Source organism: Cognataquiflexum nitidum (genome assembly GCF_022538055.1).
GTDB classification, from domain to species: Bacteria; Bacteroidota; Bacteroidia; order Cytophagales; family Cyclobacteriaceae; genus Cognataquiflexum; species Cognataquiflexum nitidum.
Map to the genome: position 1 here is coordinate 39,989 of NZ_JAKZAM010000003.1, position 16,561 is coordinate 56,549.

Genomic DNA, 16,561 nt, shown 5'->3' on the forward strand with positions numbered 1-16,561 from the left:
TAATTACTCTTCGACAGTATCCACAGAATGAGTCTGCTTTTCATAAAGATCGGCATATACTCCTTTGAGGTTTAGCAGGTAATCATGGGAGCCTTGTTCTACCATTACCCCATCATCTAGGACAATGATTTTGTCGGCAAGTTTGGCAGAAGAAACCCTATGGGAGATAATGATGGAGGTTCTGTTTTCCATGATCTTTTTGAGGGAATTCAAAATCGCATTTTCTGTTTTGGTATCTACAGCGGACAGGCAGTCGTCGAGCAATAAGATACTCGGTTCTTTGGCAATCGCCCTTGCAATTGATACCCTTTGCTTTTGGCCACCGGAAAGCGTAATACCCCTTTCCCCAAGCTTGGTCTCGAATCCCTGTGGAAAGTCGATGATATTGTCGTAGACATCAGCGTCTTTGGCTGCTTTTTCTACTTTTCCTTCCGCAATCGTATCCAATCCAAACCCGATATTGTTGGCAATGCTGTCGCTGAAGAGAAAAACATCCTGAGGGACATAGCCTATCTGTCGTCTGAGGGAGGCTACATCATAGGCTTTGATGTCTTTTTTGTCGATCATAATTTTACCATCAGTCGCATCATACATCCTCATGAGGAGGTTTGCAATAGTAGACTTGCCTGAACCAGTAGTACCGATAATAGCCAAAGACTCACCTGAATCGATAGAAAAACTCAATTTGTCAAGTGCCTTGATGCCTGAATCGGGATAAATGAAACTTAAATTTTTGACTTCAATATCACCTCTAATTTGATCAATTAGATATTCTGTACTGACGATGTCATTTTTTTCATCCATAAACTCATTGATCCTGGTCTGGGATGCGGCCGCACGCTGTATAATGCTTGTGACCCATCCCAAGGATGTCACAGGCCAGGTCAGGATATTGACATAAAGGATAAATTCAGCAATCACACCATAGCCTATCGTTCCCTCAATAACCTGCATTCCTCCTACATAGACGGTTATCAGCGTGCTGATTCCGATCAAACCCATGATCAGAGGAAAAAACAAGGAATTGACCATGGCCAAATCAATTGATTTTTCTTTATAATCCTCACTTGCTTTGGTAAATTGGGATGTACTGTCCTCTTCCCTCACAAAAGCCTTGATGACCCTGATTCCTGAAAAGGCTTCCTGCACAAAAGTGCTCAGCCCTGAAAGGCTTCTTTGGATTTTTTCGGAGCGTTCGTTGATCAGATTGTTGACATAATAGATACTGATAGAAAGGATCGGCAATGGCAAAAGCGAGTATATTGTCAATTCTACATTGACTGTCAGCATATAACCGATCACCATCGGAAATAAAAATAAAAGCGTCATTCCATACATGATTGCCGGACCGAGGTACATCCTGACTCTGCTGACGTCTTCCGATATCCTTGCCATGAGGTCACCTGTGCTGTTTTTGCGGTAAAAGCTCAAAGGAAGGGTTTGGTAATGTTCGAATATTTCATTTTTCATGTCATATTCGACAAGCCTTGACATGATGATGATCGTCTGTCGGATTAGAAAAAGGAAAAAACCCCTCAACAGTGCCATTACCAAGATCAAAACTCCAAAAATGAGTATGTATTTCATGAATTCACCACGGGCTGCAGAAGCCAATTCTCCATCGGCAAATACCCGATAGAAGGCAAAACTCTCCACAACATAATCTATGGCAATTCTTACAAGCTGGGCAGGAATAATTACAAAAACATTGGAAATGATAGTAAATAAGATTCCCATTAGGAGATATCCCTTATATTTTACAAAATATTTATTTAGGCGCCAAAGTGATTTCACGAAAGAAAAATTTTTAAAACTCTTGATTTCTTTTATAATACTCTTTTAATTGCGTTAGAAAACCTCATTCAAAATATATAATTTTGTCCTGCGTTTTTCAAACATCAATCCCAAATATAACACATTAAAAAATTCCAAGTTCAAATGCTAGAGATTAAAACTGAGGAAAAAGTGAGGGAAGGATCCATATATGGACAGATCACCTCTCTCGGACATGAGCAGCTAGTCGTATGCTACGATGAGCCGACAGGCTTAAAAGCAATCATTGCCATTCACAATACAGTATTGGGACCCGCTCTGGGCGGCACAAGAATGTGGAATTATGCTTCCGAAGCAGAGGCGATTACGGATGTATTGAGGCTATCAAGGGGAATGACATTTAAAGCAGCTATTTCAGGACTCAATATTGGAGGAGGTAAGGCTGTTTTGATCGGAGATCCAAAACTGAAAAATGAAGCCTATCTCCGAAGGTTTGGCAAGTTTATAAACAGTCTAGGTGGAAGATATATCACCGCAGAAGATGTCAATATGAAAACCAGCGATATGGAATATATCGCCATGGAGACCAAATACGTAACAGGTTTGCCAGAGGTAAGAGGCGGAGGAGGCGATCCGTCGCCCGTCACAGCATATGGTACTTATTTGGGCATGAAGGCTGCTGCCAAAAAAGCCTACGGTTCGGACAGTCTGGAAGGAAAGAAGATCGTGGTTCAGGGAATAGGCCAAGTGGGTAAATACTTGGTGGAATACCTTGTTAAAGAAAAGGCTCAGGTATTCATCACGGATATTTTCGAAGAAAGACTAAATCAGGTAGCCAAGGAAACAGGAGCGACAGTAGTGGATCCCAGTGGCATTTATGACATGGACATGGATATCTACGCGCCTTGTGCCTTAGGAGCGACAGTCAATGACCAGACCATCGACAGACTCAAATGCCAAGTAATCGCCGGGGCAGCCAACAACCAACTTCAGGACGAAGCTATACATGGAAAAATACTTTTGGAAAAGGGGATTACATATGCTCCTGATTTCCTGATCAATGCGGGCGGATTGATTAATGTTTATGCGGAATTTGTAGGCGGATACAACAGAGAACTCACCTATAAGCATGCTGAAAAGATATACGATATCTGTACATCCATCCTAGACAAATCCGAAAGGGAAAACATCCCATCCCAACAGGCCGCAACTGAAATGGCTTGGAGCAGGATTGAAGCCATCGGCAAAGTAAAATTGCCATATTGATATACTTCCAATAAAAGCCACCTGATTTTTCAAATTTTGAACTGAATCAGGTGGTTTTTTGTAAGCTTAAAAGGTTAAAACAAGATTCATTTCCTAACCTTCCCCAAATTGAATTATATTTACGTTCTTTTATTTCAGGTATGTTAAACAGACGAATACTTAGGGTCAAGGCTTTCCAAAACCTTTATGCCTACGAGCAGTGCCGGGCTTCCAATTTCAATCTCGCAAAAGATCAAATCAAAGAGGCCTTTTTGCCTGATCTAAACAGTATGGAGGTACAGGATAAGAATTTGCTCAAAAAAGAATCCGCCATCACCACGGAGATTTTTATCAACAACCTGAACAGCGATACGCTGATCTCAAAAAGCGACACAAATGATAGAATTCTAAAGGAAGCAAGGAGAGCGATCAATTTCTACCATACCGCCAACAAGAGGGACTTTGATTTTTTAGCTAAAAACATGGTTGCCTCGGCTGAAAGATTGCCACAACTCTACCTTTATTCAATCGAACTTCTGATAGCATTTGCAGACCATGTAGGAAGTGAAGCGGAGAAAAAAAAGAAATATGCTTCAGACAAAATCCTGCTTACGGAAGGAGACTTGAACTTTGCAAAAAATAAAATACTCAAAAAAATCAGAAATTCTACCGAATATAAATCTGCCGTCACAAGACAGCATGTGGATATCGGAGAACTCGAACTTGAGATCAAAGAATGGTTTAGAGATTATGTAAAACCATTGGAAGCTTATCAGAACTATATCAAACTCTCAGCCCCGACACTAGAGGACGATTTCGAGATTGTGGATGAAATTTTGAAAAAAGTTATTTTCAAAACTGAGGCGATATTGAATTTCTTTTCGGAAAAAGATTTTAATTGGACCGAAAACAAGTCGATCGTGCGCAGCTTGGCATCAAAAGTGCTGAAGAATGTGAAGGATCACTATGATTCCTCAGAGGAAGTCCTTCCCGAAATCGCCATCAACTGGGAGGATGACAAGGAATTTTTCCAAAATATCTTTAACTTGACAGTCGCAAATGACGATGCCAATAAAGATTTGATCTCAAAAAGAACGCAAAATTGGGACATCGAAAGAGTGGCCCAGACAGATAAAATCATCATTTCGATGGCGATTACAGAAATGAAAAATTTCCCAAGTATTCCTGTCAAAGTAAGCATCAACGAATACATTGACATATCAAAAACATACAGTACCCCAAAGAGCAAGCAATTTGTTAACGGACTTTTGGATGTTTTGTCAAAGGAATTAACAGAAAACGGAGAAATCCGTAAAAGTGGAAGAGGACTATTGGACAACAAATAAAAATATCAAAACAATGAGCAAAAATTCAAACGCATGGATTGCATTACTTGTCGGGACAGGCATCGGTGCAGCTTTAGGGATTTTGTTTGCTCCCGATACAGGTAAAAATACTAGGGACAAACTTTCCTATCAGCTCTTCAAATACAAAGAAGAACTTGAAAAACTAATCAACGACTTGATTGACGGGAAAAACCTTCCTTTTAATGAAGCAAAATCAGAAGGAAATAAGGTTATTTCGGATGCAAAAAATAAAGCCGAGAACTTACTCAGCGATGTAAATAAACTTATCGAACAAATCAACAGAGAAGCTAATTAACCCCTATTTATTATGAAATATTTCAGATTATCAGCACTGACCCTTGCCGTAGCTTTGATGGCGGCAAGTTGCGAAACCAAAAAAGATGACCAATCAGACAAAATTGCTGCTTTGGAAGAAAAGCTTGCAAAACTTGAAGCTGCACAGCCAGTGCCTAGCAATGTTACCACTGTTGCTGACGCTGACCCAAGTTCTTTAGGCCAATTTGGTTTTTCCGAAATGGAATACGACTTCGGTACCATCAACGAAGGAAAAGTGATAGAGCATATTTTCAAATTTACCAATGAAGGACAGGCGCCTTTGGTGATTTCCAACATCACCGCATCATGTGGCTGTACAAGCCCTGATTGGACCAAAACACCAGTCAAACCGGGTGAAGAAGGTTTTGTCAAAGTGGTATTTAATTCTACTGCCAAAACAGGAACCCAAGCTCCTACTGTAACCATTCAGGCCAATACAAATCCTAATGTGACAAGGTTGAGGTTGAAAGGAAATGTAACACCAAAGCTAGCAAGCGCAAACCCTAACCAATTGGGTCCTGTAAAGAAATAATCTATGAACAAGCAGATTTTATTGCAGTCCTTTATGAGTACTGAGATCATGGGACAAGTTTTCCTTTTCGGATCCATCATTCTGATCATGTATTTCTTCATGATCAGACCGCAACAGAAAAAACAAAAAGAGACTAAAAACTTTCTTGATTCAATCAAAAAAGGAGATACAGCAGTCACAATCGGAGGGATACATGGAAAAATTTATTCCATTGAAGGAGATACCGTAACCTTGGAATTGGATAAAGGAATGAAGTTGAAGGTTGAAAAATCTGCGATTTCAGCTGATTTTACCAAAAAAGCCACAGGAATCAAATAAAACTCAACTTGGCCAAGCTTACGAAACTCCTCACGAATCTTAATCCACAAAAGATTGCAAACATGAAAGTGGCGGCGCTGTGTTTTTTAGCAGCCGCCACTTTTTGGGTTTTAAATGCACTCAACAAAGACAATTACAATACTGTCGTGGATTATCCCATCGAAATTGTTTTCGATGATACGGAGTTTATGCCAGTTGAAAAACTTCCTGAAAGAATCAAAATTGAGATCAACGGTAACGGTTGGGATTTATTGAGAAAGTATTTCAAAATCAATGAAAGTCCATTTTTGATCGAAATCAATAACCCCTCCACAAAAAATTATATCCTGACATCCGAACTTAGGAGAACTCTTGCCGAAAACCTTACACCCTCGGTTTTGGTGTCGATGGTCACAGATACGGTCAAATTCAACATTGATAAAGTAGTGACAAGGAAAGTCAAAATTGAAATTGACACTACTGCTACCACCCTAGCACAGAATTTCAGACTTGGAAGTGCCATTGGTATTGATCCGCCCTTTGTAGATATAAAGGGACCAACTTCTGTCCTTCAGGAATTGGATGGGATCTTAAAAGTGAAATTGGAGGAAGATAAAATCAACAAAGATTTCAACAAACTTATCCCACTTGTTTTGCCATCGGCTTATACTGATTACCTCACATTGGAAGAAGAAAGTGTTCAAGTCAAATTTGAGGTGTACCAAATGCTCGAAGGAAACAAAAGGCTGAAAATCCAAATGCTCAACTTTCCAAAAAATGTCAGTCTTGCACAAGAACCTGCTAATATCATCATGTCATATTTCATTGATGAAAGGAAAGTCGGAGAGCTAAGCAAATATGAATTCGAAGCAGTTTTAAATTATAGCACCCGTGACCGGGAAGACAGTACTATCTTCGTCGAGGTAAGACCAAAACCGGCATTTTTAGAAAAAATCAAATTTGAACCCGAGGTTTTGAAACTTAAGTATGACGTACCATAAGCCTTTGTTGGTAGGAATCACAGGAGGAATCGGCTCAGGAAAATCTACTGCTGCCAAGATTTTTTCAATTTTGGGAATCCCCGTTTATTATGCAGATGACAGGGCCAAGTGGCTCATGGCCAATAATGAGGATTTAAAAAAAGAGATAAAAGATAACTTTGGACAGGAAAGTTATTCCGAGACAGGAGTACTCGACAGGGCATTTTTGGCATCACAGGTTTTTTCGGATGAAAAAAAAGTAAAAACCATCAATGGACTTGTACATCCTGCTGTCAAAGTTGATTTTGAAAAATGGGCAAATGCCCAAAATACTCCCTATGTACTCAAGGAGGCGGCTTTACTTTTTGAAACCGGGTCTTACAAAGACCTTGACAAGGTCATCACTGTATCTTCTCCTATCCGAATCCGCATTTCCAGGGTATTGATGCGCGATCCACATCGGAATGAAAAACAGGTAAACGACATTATTGACAAGCAGCTCCCTGATGAAGAAAAGAACAAATTGGCAGATTTCGTTATCAAAAATACCGACAACAAAATGCTGATACCCCAGATTCTGGAAATCCACAGAAAACTTTTGAATCTTTGATTTTTAAACCGATTCAGACAGACAACTGAATCTGATCGAGATAGAATTTCATGCGGGTATGCTGGTGGTCCAAAAAATCAATTTTGTCAATCTTATCCAACTTATGGTTATAAAAAACCTCTATGTATTCATCTTCAAGAAGATAGAGGTTTACTTTATGTGTATAATATCGAATTCCTACCACAAATGTCCCTTCTGTATAAAGCATGTGGATCTTTTTGTGAAGCGGTAATATGTTGAAATCTTCTTTACTCATTTTTCAGTGCAGCCAATTCCATTTCAGAGGCAATATAGCCAAAAGCGGACCAATATCCCGACGCGATGACATTTTCAAAAATGGATTTTGCTTTTACTGTATCACCTTTTGACAAGTAATAATTGCCCAATCCATATCCCTGGGTGACATATTGCAGCTTTTGATCTTCCGATGCGGCGTCCACATCCATCAGGTCTTCAGGTTTTAACTGCCCCTTATACATCAATATCCTTTTGAAGTAGGCATCATTTTCCACTATCGTCATATTGGTATTTACGGCTTTGATTAGGCTTTGGGCCTCTTTGGTTTTTCCCAATTTGACCAAAGTCATATAGTACCAATCCAATGTGGCCACGATCAGGTCATCATTGTCGGACACTTCAAGGCACTTTTGGTAAGCCTCCAGAGCTTTTTCCCAATCTCTTTTTAAGTAGTAAGCCAATCCCAAATGGTACCATACGTTAAATTGTCCATTGGAAAGCGGAATATTCTGCTTGTTGGGCATCCCGTCCAGTTCGATCTGTAGGGGAAGGTTTTCCATCAGTTCCGCTGCTTTCAAAAAATCAAGAATCGCAGGATCAAATTCCCGAATTGAAATAAACCTATGCCCTCTATGCCGCAGTGGTTCAAAATTTTCAGGAAACTGTTTGGCGGCCTTGCTGAAAGTCCGGATGGCTAGGTCATACCTTCCAAGATATGCTTCTCGCCTGCCTATCCAAATCAGATTTTCAAGACTTGGATCTTCCCCATACAATTTTTCAGCCTCTGTCAATTTCTTGATTTGACCGATTTGAGAAGAGGTATCAATGTCAGTATACAAGGAATCTCCAAGAAGGCCAATCCCTTGAAAAACTTTCGATTCCAGGACAATTTGATTGTCCGGGATCTTCGTTTGGCTTTCAATATTGTCCCTGCAACCAATAAACAACAGCGGAACTATTCCGAAAAAAAGAATTTTTTTTAACATCAGAATAAAATTTTTAAGACCTATAAATCTTTGAAAGACTAAAATTGGAATGTATTATTGAATTTAAAATATTTCGGTTACAAATGAGTAGAAATTCAAGAGAAAAATTAAGCTTCTTTTCACATCAAATATTACCGTTACTTTTTTGCCTGGTACTTCTTGGAGCTTGCTCGTCCAGTAAAAATCTCAGGAAACAGAATGTGAACAAAGTCGTCGAAACGGCGAGAAGCTACCGTGGCACTCCTTACCGCTATGGTGGTACTACTAGGTCCGGGATGGATTGCTCAGCTTTGGTCTACCATTCTTTCTACAGTGTGGGAATAAATATGCCACGGACTTCAGAAGCACAAAGCAAAGAAGGGAAAAAAGTACCTGGTAATAGCCTTGAAAAGGGGGACCTTATTTTTTTTGCGACGGGGAAGAAAAAAAAGCAGGTAACCCATGCCGGAATAGTCACGGACACGTCAAAGGGAAATATCATTTTTATCCATTCCTCCACTTCCCTAGGGGTCACAGAGGATAATCTAAATCAAGCTTATTGGTCCAAAGCGTTTTTGTTTGGGAGGAGGATTTTCTAGTTGGTTATTTGGTAAGTGGTTGTTGAGTTGTAATTGTTGTAGTGGTTGTAATTGTTGTTGTAGTTGTCTGCTTCGCGATATCATATCATAACCAAACAGTGTCTAGGTCTCCCTTTTTATTTCAATTTATTTCAACCGTATTTCCACTTTATTTCAATCTTATGTCTCTCGCTTCTCGTCTTGTCTATAAACAAAAAACACAGGCCCCATTCCTGGAACCTGTGGTGGCTATATAAATAAAATAACTATTTAATTTATCCGGCTTTCACCAATGCATATTCAAATGATGGTCTGCCTCTTTCACCATCCTTGGTCAATGACAAAAATCTAACCTTATAATGATTCCCGTTGACATCTTTCAGAATATAATACCTGTCAATTCGTATAGACGGAGCAGAATTGGGGCCTCCACCTCCACGCCAACTGGATCCAATAGTAAGTCTGTTATCCGAATTTAGGGTCAATGAGGCAATATTTTGTTCTGTAAAATTATCGTAAGCGATATCCGATTCCAAAACCTGAACCACACTGACACCACCATAAATATTGTGGTAGACAAGGTCCTGGAAGAAATAAGCCAATGTTCCATTTACTGCTTGACCAAAAGGTATTACCGATGTCCCCGCTGTCCATACAAAATCCCAATTTTGTTTTTCGGGTTCTACCGATACGACTCCTTCCTCAAAAGAAAAGTAAACCAAGTTGAGATTTGGATTCTTAGTGATTTCTACAGAAGTGAAAGTAGTGGCAGTGATATCAGCATGCTGCAAGACATATTTTCCGTCTTTACGGAGAAGCCTGATTTTTTTCCAAGGTCTTGCTTCTGTTCCGCTGCTACCCCTGTTAAGAATATAGACTTTATTTTCACCATCCGTAGCACTTACAGGTTTGATTACAGGATTGGAGAGTGGATTCTGAGCATTATCCGCATAAAGGATGCTTCTGAGGTTTGTAAAGGTGAGTTCAAGCTCTCCGGAAGTTCTGAGAGGCGCTGCTAGGGCTTCACCGACGGTATTGATATCTGAACTTGTCGTTTCATAAGCCAAGGCTCCCGTGGTACCATTGATCAAAACCTTGAAATCCGATCCTGTATGGAATGCCAAGTCCCATTTTTTTCTTCCCACTGCGAGCTGTTCCTCTTTCCGAAGGTTGACAAAGACCATATTTGGAAAGGTGGCTCCACCTCCGTTGATTTCTATAAATCCTTCTTCGGCAGGAGGAAGTTCTACTATAGGGTCTTCTTTTGGTCCGCAGGAAATCATTCCCACTGCCAGCACCAAAGCCGTGAATCCGAGCATAGGTAATTTTAATCTGTTCATATTAATTGTGATTTTGTGATTGTTTATTTTGATAATTGGTAAGTCAATCCTAGGAAGTAAGAGCGTCCATATCCCATAGGCCTCTGAGGCCCTCCTCCATGTGCACTTCCGCCTGCGGAAGTACTGAGGATAGTAGTGACATCGAGGAGGTTTCTTGCGCCAAAATTTATGGAAAGGTTATCGCCAAGCTGTTTTCTGAAAGTCAGGTCCATCCAGTGGAAACCCTCTAACCTGATTTCTCTTGGCACTTGGTTACCATTGCCATCTGTGGCCATTTCAAATCCCGGCAATGCCCCTGTCCACTTGTAAAATAGATTGACATGGGTTTCTATTACGGAAATGAGGTAAGTAAGCGTGGTGTTGATTTCTGTGGTGAAAAGCATTTCAGGAATCGTTGTCTGTTCTGCAGAAAGCATATTGTACCTACCGATTCTGGAAATCCCTATTTCACCGCTGAAGTTGTGGTGAATAAATGACTGATTGAGCATCAGTCCTGCTGTACGGTAAGAATCAAGATTAAACAAGGTGGTGATCCTCGGATCCGCAGGATCTATTCCAAAAGAAATCTTGTCAGAGACATCGTTATAAAACCCACTCAAGACAGTTTTTTTGAAAAAACCTCCTTGATTTTCTTCTTGTTGAAAATTCAGTGATCCGTTAAAGCTATGGGAAGTTTCAGCCCTGAGATTGGGATTGCCCATGATGGAGTGGCTTGCATCAAAGAAATCAAAATACAGTTCCCTGATAGAAGGTGCCCTGAATCCTCTTGCATAGGACAACCTCAAATCCAGAACTGGTGACAGGACAAATTTGGTATTCAGAGACGGTATCACAGGAGGTGCCTGATAGGCAGAATTATAGGCTTTTCGGATTCCCGGACGAATTTTGATTCTGTCAGAAGGAGACCACTCCCCTGTCAGGAATGCCGCATAATCCTGAATACCTTCATTTTCACTGATTCTTTCGCCTGAGCCTCTTTCGGTATTGATGTCTATACCTGGTTGGAGGCTAAGTTTGGGGGACAACAGCCATTGCCCGATCATTCTCCAGGTGAATCCCTGATAGGCAATACCTGCCTGAGACCCGGGTGCTGCAGAGAGATTTGTTTCATTCGTCCGAACATTGGTTACCCATGTCTCCGTCTCTCTTCGATAATCTGTATAAGCCCCCTGCCAAGAAAGCTTGAAGGTCGGTGTCCAATCCCATTTACCATTAAGGCGATGCATCCAACGGGTGGTAATAAAATTTCTGTCAATAACTTCCAGCCTGTTTTCCGGTCCAAAAGAGCTAATGGTTTCACTTAATATGTCCAAAGCATAATCTATGTCAAAACCCTTGACGCTCGTTCCCACAAAGAAATTTCCCATATCCTGATCTCTAGGAAGCCATTCAAATTGTCTTCCAGAGTGATTGCCTTTCCAACCCCCGAATCTGTTTTGAGTAAATCCTCCCCCGATTTTCCATGGTTTTTCAAATGTGTAAGTACCGGATACATTTCTGATATGATTGCCGGCACCGGCCATAGGACTGTAAGATTGTCCCACAGTTTCTTCCTGAAGGCGTGTCTGAATAGAATAACCTGATCGTTGTTTTGGGTTTTTAGTAATGATATTGATCACTCCTGCTAAAGCATCCGCACCATAAACTACCGACATAGGGCCTTCAATGATTTCGATTTTCTCTATGGTATTGATGTCAATCTGATTGATATTGACTTCATTGGAAACCCCCTGCCTTCCCACTATGGGTACGCCGTCAAGGAGGATTTTCACATTCTGTCCTGACATTCCCATCATTTCAAGATTGCTCGTACCTAAGGCATTATCTTGGGAAAAGCGGATTCCGAGTTCTGTATTGAGGACTTCCTGAATGTTGTTGGCAGCTCGGTTTTGAATAGTAAGTTTATCGATAGACCTGACTTGATAGACAGAATTTTTAACTGTTTCCATCCCAAAATTACCCGTCACCACCACCTCGCTGAGTTCAGATACAGCCTCTTTCATCTCGATCCTGATAACACCATCTTTCTGATTGATACTATAGTCTACCGTTTCAAATCCCAAGGCTGAGATTTTGATATTCTGATTTTGAGGTTGAGACTCAAATGTAAATGCACCTTCGGCATCAGCCACAGTACCTTTCCCATCAGAGAAGATCACTGATGCAAAAGGAACAGGCCTACCCTTTTGATCTACCACAAGGCCTTTGACCTCTTCACTTGCGAATACAGGATTGGCAGAAAAGAGAAAAGCCAATAGGAAAATCCAGTTCTTAATTTTATTTAGATCAATTCTATTCATTATAAGAAAATTTTTTCGGCGGGGATTTCACCCCGCCGAAGGGGTGTTATAAGCGATCAATAAGCTGCTTCCAAGTATCCAATTGTGGGATTCCAGGTTTTCTCAATCCAAAAAACTGAGCAATCATTTCACCTTCTTTGTCAAAAAGCTCCAAAGCGGAAACCAAGCCATCCGAGGTGTTTTTGTGCACCACAAAGGCGGAGTCGATGATGTCTTCATTCAGATGCATATTAAAATCAGGATCCATGACATTGAGCCAATTACCCATCTGACGGATAGTTCTCACCTTCCCCTGATGGATCTGTATATTGCCTTTGTTTCCGGCAAAAATCATGATCGGCATTTTTTCTGCTGAAGCAGTCTCTACTATTTTCCTCGCAGAAAGCCTATCCACTTCGTAGGCCCATTTGTCATTGATCCACTTTACGGCATCAAGTCGATGAACATTGTACTTTCTCAGCATGCCAAAAAAATCATGGGTATCCTTCATATTTTCCCAATCATGGGTAAAAGATTCCAGGTCAATTTCCTTGGCAAATTCAGGTTTGGGAAAGGCCTCTATTTCCAATTCCATACTTTGCTCTTCGCTCGTGAAATCAATCAGGATTTGGTCATAGGCATCTTGATTGCTTTTTTCTTGTAGGAAAATTTTCAAGACAGCGTCGCCAGCTTTGTCAAAAAACTGGAAGGATCTCATCTCTCCCCTTGGAGTATGGTTGGTAACAGCAAATCCAAATTTCCATGCGCTGAAAAATATCCGCTGCTCAATAGGACCGATTACAGTGGCTACCTGATTGGGAGCCTGTCCCATTAAGTCTATTTTCTGAAAGTTACCTTTATGCTCCAAGACACATCCTTCGTTTCGGGTCAATGCCATGACTTTACCGAGACCTTTACAGGCAAGGATGAGCTCTGCAAAGTTTTGATTGAGCCGTATAGCATCTGAACCAATAGTGGAAGCGATCAACTCCGCTTCAGAAACACCCAACTTGTGAGCGGCATCTCTTGCCCGTAATTGAGGCTGTTGTTTTTTAAGGTCTTCCCATGCTTCTTTCAAGGGAGCTACTGAGGAAAATTGCATCGTGGATTCCATAGTTTATGCAAGTTTGATTTCTAAATGATTTTGAATAAAAGGGATACTTTGAATGATCATGGGAGAATCTTCCGATCCGGAGAACACTTGAATAGGATGCTCAAACACCTCTTCGAGATTGGAAGCACACATGACTTCTTTGACAGGGCCTTGGTGAAGAATCCTACCTTTTTTGAGAAGGATAACCTTGTCAGCATAGTTGGCGGCAAGGTTGAGATCATGCAAAATCGCAAGTACGCCGATATTTCTTTTTTTGATTTTGTGTATTATCCTGAGTACGTGATGCTGCAAAGCGATATCCATACTTGAGGTAGGCTCATCCAAAAGTAGGTACCTAGGGTATGGTTTTTTGTCCCAAATCTGGGTCAGTACCCTTGCAAGTTGCACCCTTTGTTTTTCCCCGCCTGAAAGGTTCCCATACAGTTGGTCTTTGAGGTGCCATGTTTGGGTTTCGCTCATGACTTCTTCCAAAAGGTCCTGCCTATATGAATCTCCACCTGACAACAAGCCCAACTCAACCACCTCCATAGCTTTGAAAGGAAAAGACAATGAACTATGCTGTGGCATAACAGCCCTAACTAGCGCAAGATTTTTGGCAGAAAATCCATTGATAGGAGATCCATTATAGTCCACTTTTCCATATTTACAGGGAATTTCTCCCGCCAAAACTTTAAACAAAGTGGACTTCCCTGCTCCATTGGGGCCAAGGATTACCGTTAGTTCGCCCGGAGCGAGCGAAACATTAGCCTTGTCAACTATGGGCATGTTCCGGATGCAGAAATGGATATCGTTTGCTTGTAGCATATCAGGATCTGATTTTTTTAACATTAATAATGAGCCAAATAAAAAATGGAGCACCGATGATGGCAGTGATGATTCCGATAGGCATCTCTGAAGGCATGACAATAGTACGCCCCAATAAATCCGCGAAAGTCAATAACGTAGCCCCAAACAGGAAAGAACCGGGAAGTACCAGCCTATGGTCTGCGCCAAACATCATTCTAATGAGATGGGGAACAATGAGCCCTACAAATCCAATGGTCCCTGTGAAGGAAACAGCAGTTCCCACAATCAGGGCACTCGAAAAGAGTAGGATGTATTTAACTTTCTGGACATCCACTCCCATGTGAAATGCCTCATTTTCGCCGATAGAAAGGGCATTGAGGTTTTTGAATTGAGACATAACCAATAAAACCGGGCCTGAAATAAGCAAAAAGGAAACTCCGACTTTGCTCCAATTGGCCCCACCGACATCTCCCAAACTCCAAAAAGTAAAATTCCTCAAGGCGGCATCGTCAGCATAAAAGATAACAAGCCCTATCAGTGCTCCCGACAGTGCATTTAAGGCAACTCCTGCGAGAATCAATAAAGAAATATCTGTCTTACCGGCCCAACTCCCCATTTTGTAAACCAATAGGGTATTGATCAGACCTCCAAGGAAAGCAAAAAGAGGCAACCCAATCCCACCAAAGTAACTTAGAAAAGGAAGTGTACTGCCAAATACAATGAATATTACCGCAAACAAAGCCCCCCCACTACTTACACCGATGAGACCTGGTTCTACAAGTGGATTTCTAAACAATCCCTGCAAGGCTGCTCCGGTAATGCCCAGTCCTCCACCTACCAAAATCGCCATCAAAATTCTTGGAAGGCGGATATGGAGAAGGACATTGGATTGCTGTTGGGAGAATTCCGTCAATTCCAAACCAATGGAATCCAACAAAATACCCAATACATTGTATAAGGGAATTTGGAATGCTCCCAAAGACAAGGATAAGAGCGACATCATCGCCAAGGCGAGTCCCATCGACCCTAGAACCAAGTTTTGGGTTTTGTTTTTACGGTATGTCAGTGTTTGTATCAAAACAAGTTAATTTCTAACAGCTTTTGCAAGTTCCAAAGCAGCTTTGCCTACCCTAGGGCCGAATCCCGAAAGGTATTGTCCATCCAATGAAATGATCTGATTCTCTCTGAAAGCGGTGGTATTTTCTATTCCCCTGATATTTTTGACTCCATCCATTCCACCTATCGATTGGATCCCTGAATCAAAAAATAGCAGGTAATCCGGATTCATGGAGACCAAAGCCTCCGGAGTCAAGGGGATAAAATCTTTGAACCCTTTACCTACATGTTCTATTCCTGCCATATTGAGCATGGATTCGGCAAAAGTTTCCTCCCCGGCAACAAAAATCATCTCCTGACCTCTTGCCATTACAAAAGCCATATTGGGTTTTGCGGGTTGGTCTTGTAGATAATTCCCCAATTCTTTCATATCAGACTCGATAGCAGCATTGATGGCTTTGCCTTTATCAGAAACTTCCAGGTAATCGGCTATTTCTGTTACAATTCTGTAGGTGCCGGCAATATCCTTTGGTTTTTCAAAAAACCTAATTTGAAGTCCCGCGGCTTCCAATTGCTTGACCACATCCTCAGACATATAACCCTCCTCAGCCAAGACCAAATCGGGACCTAAAGCAAGGATTCCTTCCGCTTTGATCTGATTGCGGTAACCTATTGAAGGCAAATCCTTCATTTTGGCAGGATAGGTAGAGGTAATGTCAGTCGCGATGATATCTTCTGCGAATCCCAGTTCGCTCACCACTTCTGTAATGGTACCTCCTGCTGTGATTATTTTGACTTTTTCTGTGGAAACTTCGGGGTTTTTAGAAGTACAACCGAAGACAATTATTCCAAGGAGGAATAGACTTACCTTTCTTATCATTATTTAGATTGATTTAAAATAACAGGACAAATATCATTCTATTTGGACTTAATCCAAATTAATTTTAATTGATATTTTCTATGAAAAACTGAAAACTATCATTCATTTACTGAATTTGGGTTTTAATAGACTTTGTCTATTAGGGTATTCATTGGTCAGGAATTCAATTGAAACAAATTATATTTTGTCTGACCTAAACTTGAATGG

The 16,561-nt window shown here is 40.9% G+C and carries 17 protein-coding genes; 8 read left to right on the top strand and 9 right to left on the bottom strand.

All coding sequences use genetic code 11. The annotated features are described in order from the left end of the window. Nucleotides 1-3: 3 nt before the first annotated feature. The gene (locus MMU07_RS02485) at nt 4-1,794 is read right to left on the bottom strand and encodes an ABC transporter ATP-binding protein (RefSeq protein WP_241124255.1); all 1,791 of its coding nucleotides are present in this window, start codon (nt 1,792-1,794) and stop codon (nt 4-6) included. Between the two features lie 144 nt (nt 1,795-1,938). Between MMU07_RS02485 and MMU07_RS02490 the strand changes: the two genes are divergently transcribed. The 7 genes from MMU07_RS02490 to coaE all read left to right on the top strand — a co-directional run bounded on the left by MMU07_RS02490 (nt 1,939) and on the right by coaE (nt 7,119). Then, entirely contained in the window at nt 1,939-3,039 is a 1,101-nt protein-coding gene (locus tag MMU07_RS02490) for a Glu/Leu/Phe/Val family dehydrogenase (RefSeq protein ID WP_241124256.1), read from the top strand. A gap of 140 nt (nt 3,040-3,179) precedes the next feature. Further along, nucleotides 3,180-4,364 (top strand): transcription antitermination factor NusB, encoded by a 1,185-nt coding sequence (nusB, locus tag MMU07_RS02495; protein ID WP_241124257.1) that lies wholly within the window; start codon nt 3,180-3,182, stop codon nt 4,362-4,364. Nucleotides 4,365-4,377: 13 nt separating this feature from the next. Next, complete coding sequence (locus tag MMU07_RS02500; protein WP_241124258.1) at nt 4,378-4,680, top strand: YtxH domain-containing protein; 303 nt, start codon at nt 4,378-4,380, stop codon at nt 4,678-4,680. Nucleotides 4,681-4,692: 12 nt separating this feature from the next. Next, nucleotides 4,693-5,232 carry a DUF1573 domain-containing protein gene (locus MMU07_RS02505; protein ID WP_241124259.1) on the top strand — a complete coding sequence of 180 codons (540 nt, stop codon included), beginning with the start codon at nt 4,693-4,695 and terminating at the stop codon, nt 5,230-5,232. Between the two features lie 3 nt (nt 5,233-5,235). Further along, nucleotides 5,236-5,550: a preprotein translocase subunit YajC gene (gene yajC, locus MMU07_RS02510; protein ID WP_241124260.1), complete on the top strand. Its 315-nt coding sequence runs from the start codon at nt 5,236-5,238 to the stop codon at nt 5,548-5,550. Between the two features lie 8 nt (nt 5,551-5,558). Beyond that, nucleotides 5,559-6,530 (top strand): YbbR-like domain-containing protein, encoded by a 972-nt coding sequence (locus MMU07_RS02515; RefSeq protein WP_241124261.1) that lies wholly within the window; start codon nt 5,559-5,561, stop codon nt 6,528-6,530. Continuing rightward, nucleotides 6,517-7,119: a dephospho-CoA kinase gene (coaE, locus tag MMU07_RS02520; protein ID WP_241124262.1), complete on the top strand. Its 603-nt coding sequence runs from the start codon at nt 6,517-6,519 to the stop codon at nt 7,117-7,119. The genes MMU07_RS02515 and coaE overlap by 14 nt, the downstream gene beginning before the upstream one ends. 13 nt (nt 7,120-7,132) lie before the next feature. Here the strand turns inward: coaE and MMU07_RS02525 are convergent, their stop codons facing one another. Then, complete coding sequence (locus tag MMU07_RS02525) at nt 7,133-7,375, bottom strand: hypothetical protein (protein WP_241124263.1); 243 nt, start codon at nt 7,373-7,375, stop codon at nt 7,133-7,135. Further along, nucleotides 7,368-8,342 (bottom strand): tetratricopeptide repeat protein, encoded by a 975-nt coding sequence (locus MMU07_RS02530; protein WP_241124264.1) that lies wholly within the window; start codon nt 8,340-8,342, stop codon nt 7,368-7,370. The genes MMU07_RS02525 and MMU07_RS02530 overlap by 8 nt, the downstream gene beginning before the upstream one ends. Before the next feature lie 83 nt (nt 8,343-8,425). Here MMU07_RS02530 and MMU07_RS02535 point away from each other — a divergent pair, with 83 nt between their 5' ends. After that, complete coding sequence (locus tag MMU07_RS02535; RefSeq protein WP_241124265.1) at nt 8,426-8,920, top strand: C40 family peptidase; 495 nt, start codon at nt 8,426-8,428, stop codon at nt 8,918-8,920. Between the two features lie 254 nt (nt 8,921-9,174). On the opposite strand, the gene MMU07_RS02540 is transcribed toward MMU07_RS02535, so the two are convergent. Genes MMU07_RS02540 through MMU07_RS02565 form a run of 6 tightly spaced genes read right to left on the bottom strand, consistent with a single transcriptional unit; the run spans nt 9,175 to nt 16,354 of the window. Then, nucleotides 9,175-10,239, bottom strand: coding sequence for an HmuY family protein (locus MMU07_RS02540; RefSeq protein WP_241124266.1), 1,065 nt, complete (start codon nt 10,237-10,239; stop codon nt 9,175-9,177). A 23-nt stretch (nt 10,240-10,262) separates the two neighbouring features. Next, a complete protein-coding gene (locus tag MMU07_RS02545) occupies nt 10,263-12,539 on the bottom strand; it encodes a TonB-dependent receptor (RefSeq protein WP_241124267.1) in 2,277 nt (758 codons plus the stop codon). 46 nt (nt 12,540-12,585) lie between these two features. Then, nucleotides 12,586-13,632: a hemin-degrading factor gene (locus MMU07_RS02550; protein ID WP_241124268.1), complete on the bottom strand. Its 1,047-nt coding sequence runs from the start codon at nt 13,630-13,632 to the stop codon at nt 12,586-12,588. Nucleotides 13,633-13,635: 3 nt separating this feature from the next. Beyond that, the gene (locus MMU07_RS02555) at nt 13,636-14,436 is read right to left on the bottom strand and encodes a heme ABC transporter ATP-binding protein (protein ID WP_241124269.1); all 801 of its coding nucleotides are present in this window, start codon (nt 14,434-14,436) and stop codon (nt 13,636-13,638) included. Nucleotide 14,437: 1 nt separating this feature from the next. Next, a complete protein-coding gene (locus MMU07_RS02560) occupies nt 14,438-15,496 on the bottom strand; it encodes a FecCD family ABC transporter permease (RefSeq protein ID WP_418884499.1) in 1,059 nt (352 codons plus the stop codon). Nucleotides 15,497-15,502: 6 nt separating this feature from the next. Beyond that, on the bottom strand, nt 15,503-16,354 hold the full coding sequence (locus tag MMU07_RS02565) for a heme/hemin ABC transporter substrate-binding protein (protein WP_241124270.1): 852 nt from the start codon (nt 16,352-16,354) through the stop codon (nt 15,503-15,505). Nucleotides 16,355-16,561 lie beyond the last annotated feature (207 nt).

Bases quoted from the DNA above. Each gene is read 5' to 3' on its own strand.
- MMU07_RS02490 (WP_241124256.1), top strand. From the start codon at position 1,939: ATGCTAGAGATTAAAACTGAGGAAAAAGTGAGGGAAGGATCCATATAT.
- nusB (WP_241124257.1), top strand. From the start codon at position 3,180: ATGTTAAACAGACGAATACTTAGGGTCAAGGCTTTCCAAAACCTTTAT.
- MMU07_RS02500 (WP_241124258.1), top strand. From the start codon at position 4,378: ATGAGCAAAAATTCAAACGCATGGATTGCATTACTTGTCGGGACAGGC.
- MMU07_RS02505 (WP_241124259.1), top strand. From the start codon at position 4,693: ATGAAATATTTCAGATTATCAGCACTGACCCTTGCCGTAGCTTTGATG.
- yajC (WP_241124260.1), top strand. From the start codon at position 5,236: ATGAACAAGCAGATTTTATTGCAGTCCTTTATGAGTACTGAGATCATG.
- coaE (WP_241124262.1), top strand. From the start codon at position 6,517: ATGACGTACCATAAGCCTTTGTTGGTAGGAATCACAGGAGGAATCGGC.
- MMU07_RS02525 (WP_241124263.1), bottom strand. From the start codon at position 7,375: ATGAGTAAAGAAGATTTCAACATATTACCGCTTCACAAAAAGATCCAC.
- MMU07_RS02530 (WP_241124264.1), bottom strand. From the start codon at position 8,342: ATGTTAAAAAAAATTCTTTTTTTCGGAATAGTTCCGCTGTTGTTTATT.
- MMU07_RS02535 (WP_241124265.1), top strand. From the start codon at position 8,426: ATGAGTAGAAATTCAAGAGAAAAATTAAGCTTCTTTTCACATCAAATA.
- MMU07_RS02540 (WP_241124266.1), bottom strand. From the start codon at position 10,239: ATGAACAGATTAAAATTACCTATGCTCGGATTCACGGCTTTGGTGCTG.
- MMU07_RS02545 (WP_241124267.1), bottom strand. From the start codon at position 12,539: ATGAATAGAATTGATCTAAATAAAATTAAGAACTGGATTTTCCTATTG.
- MMU07_RS02550 (WP_241124268.1), bottom strand. From the start codon at position 13,632: ATGGAATCCACGATGCAATTTTCCTCAGTAGCTCCCTTGAAAGAAGCA.
- MMU07_RS02555 (WP_241124269.1), bottom strand. From the start codon at position 14,436: ATGCTACAAGCAAACGATATCCATTTCTGCATCCGGAACATGCCCATA.
- MMU07_RS02565 (WP_241124270.1), bottom strand. From the start codon at position 16,354: ATGATAAGAAAGGTAAGTCTATTCCTCCTTGGAATAATTGTCTTCGGT.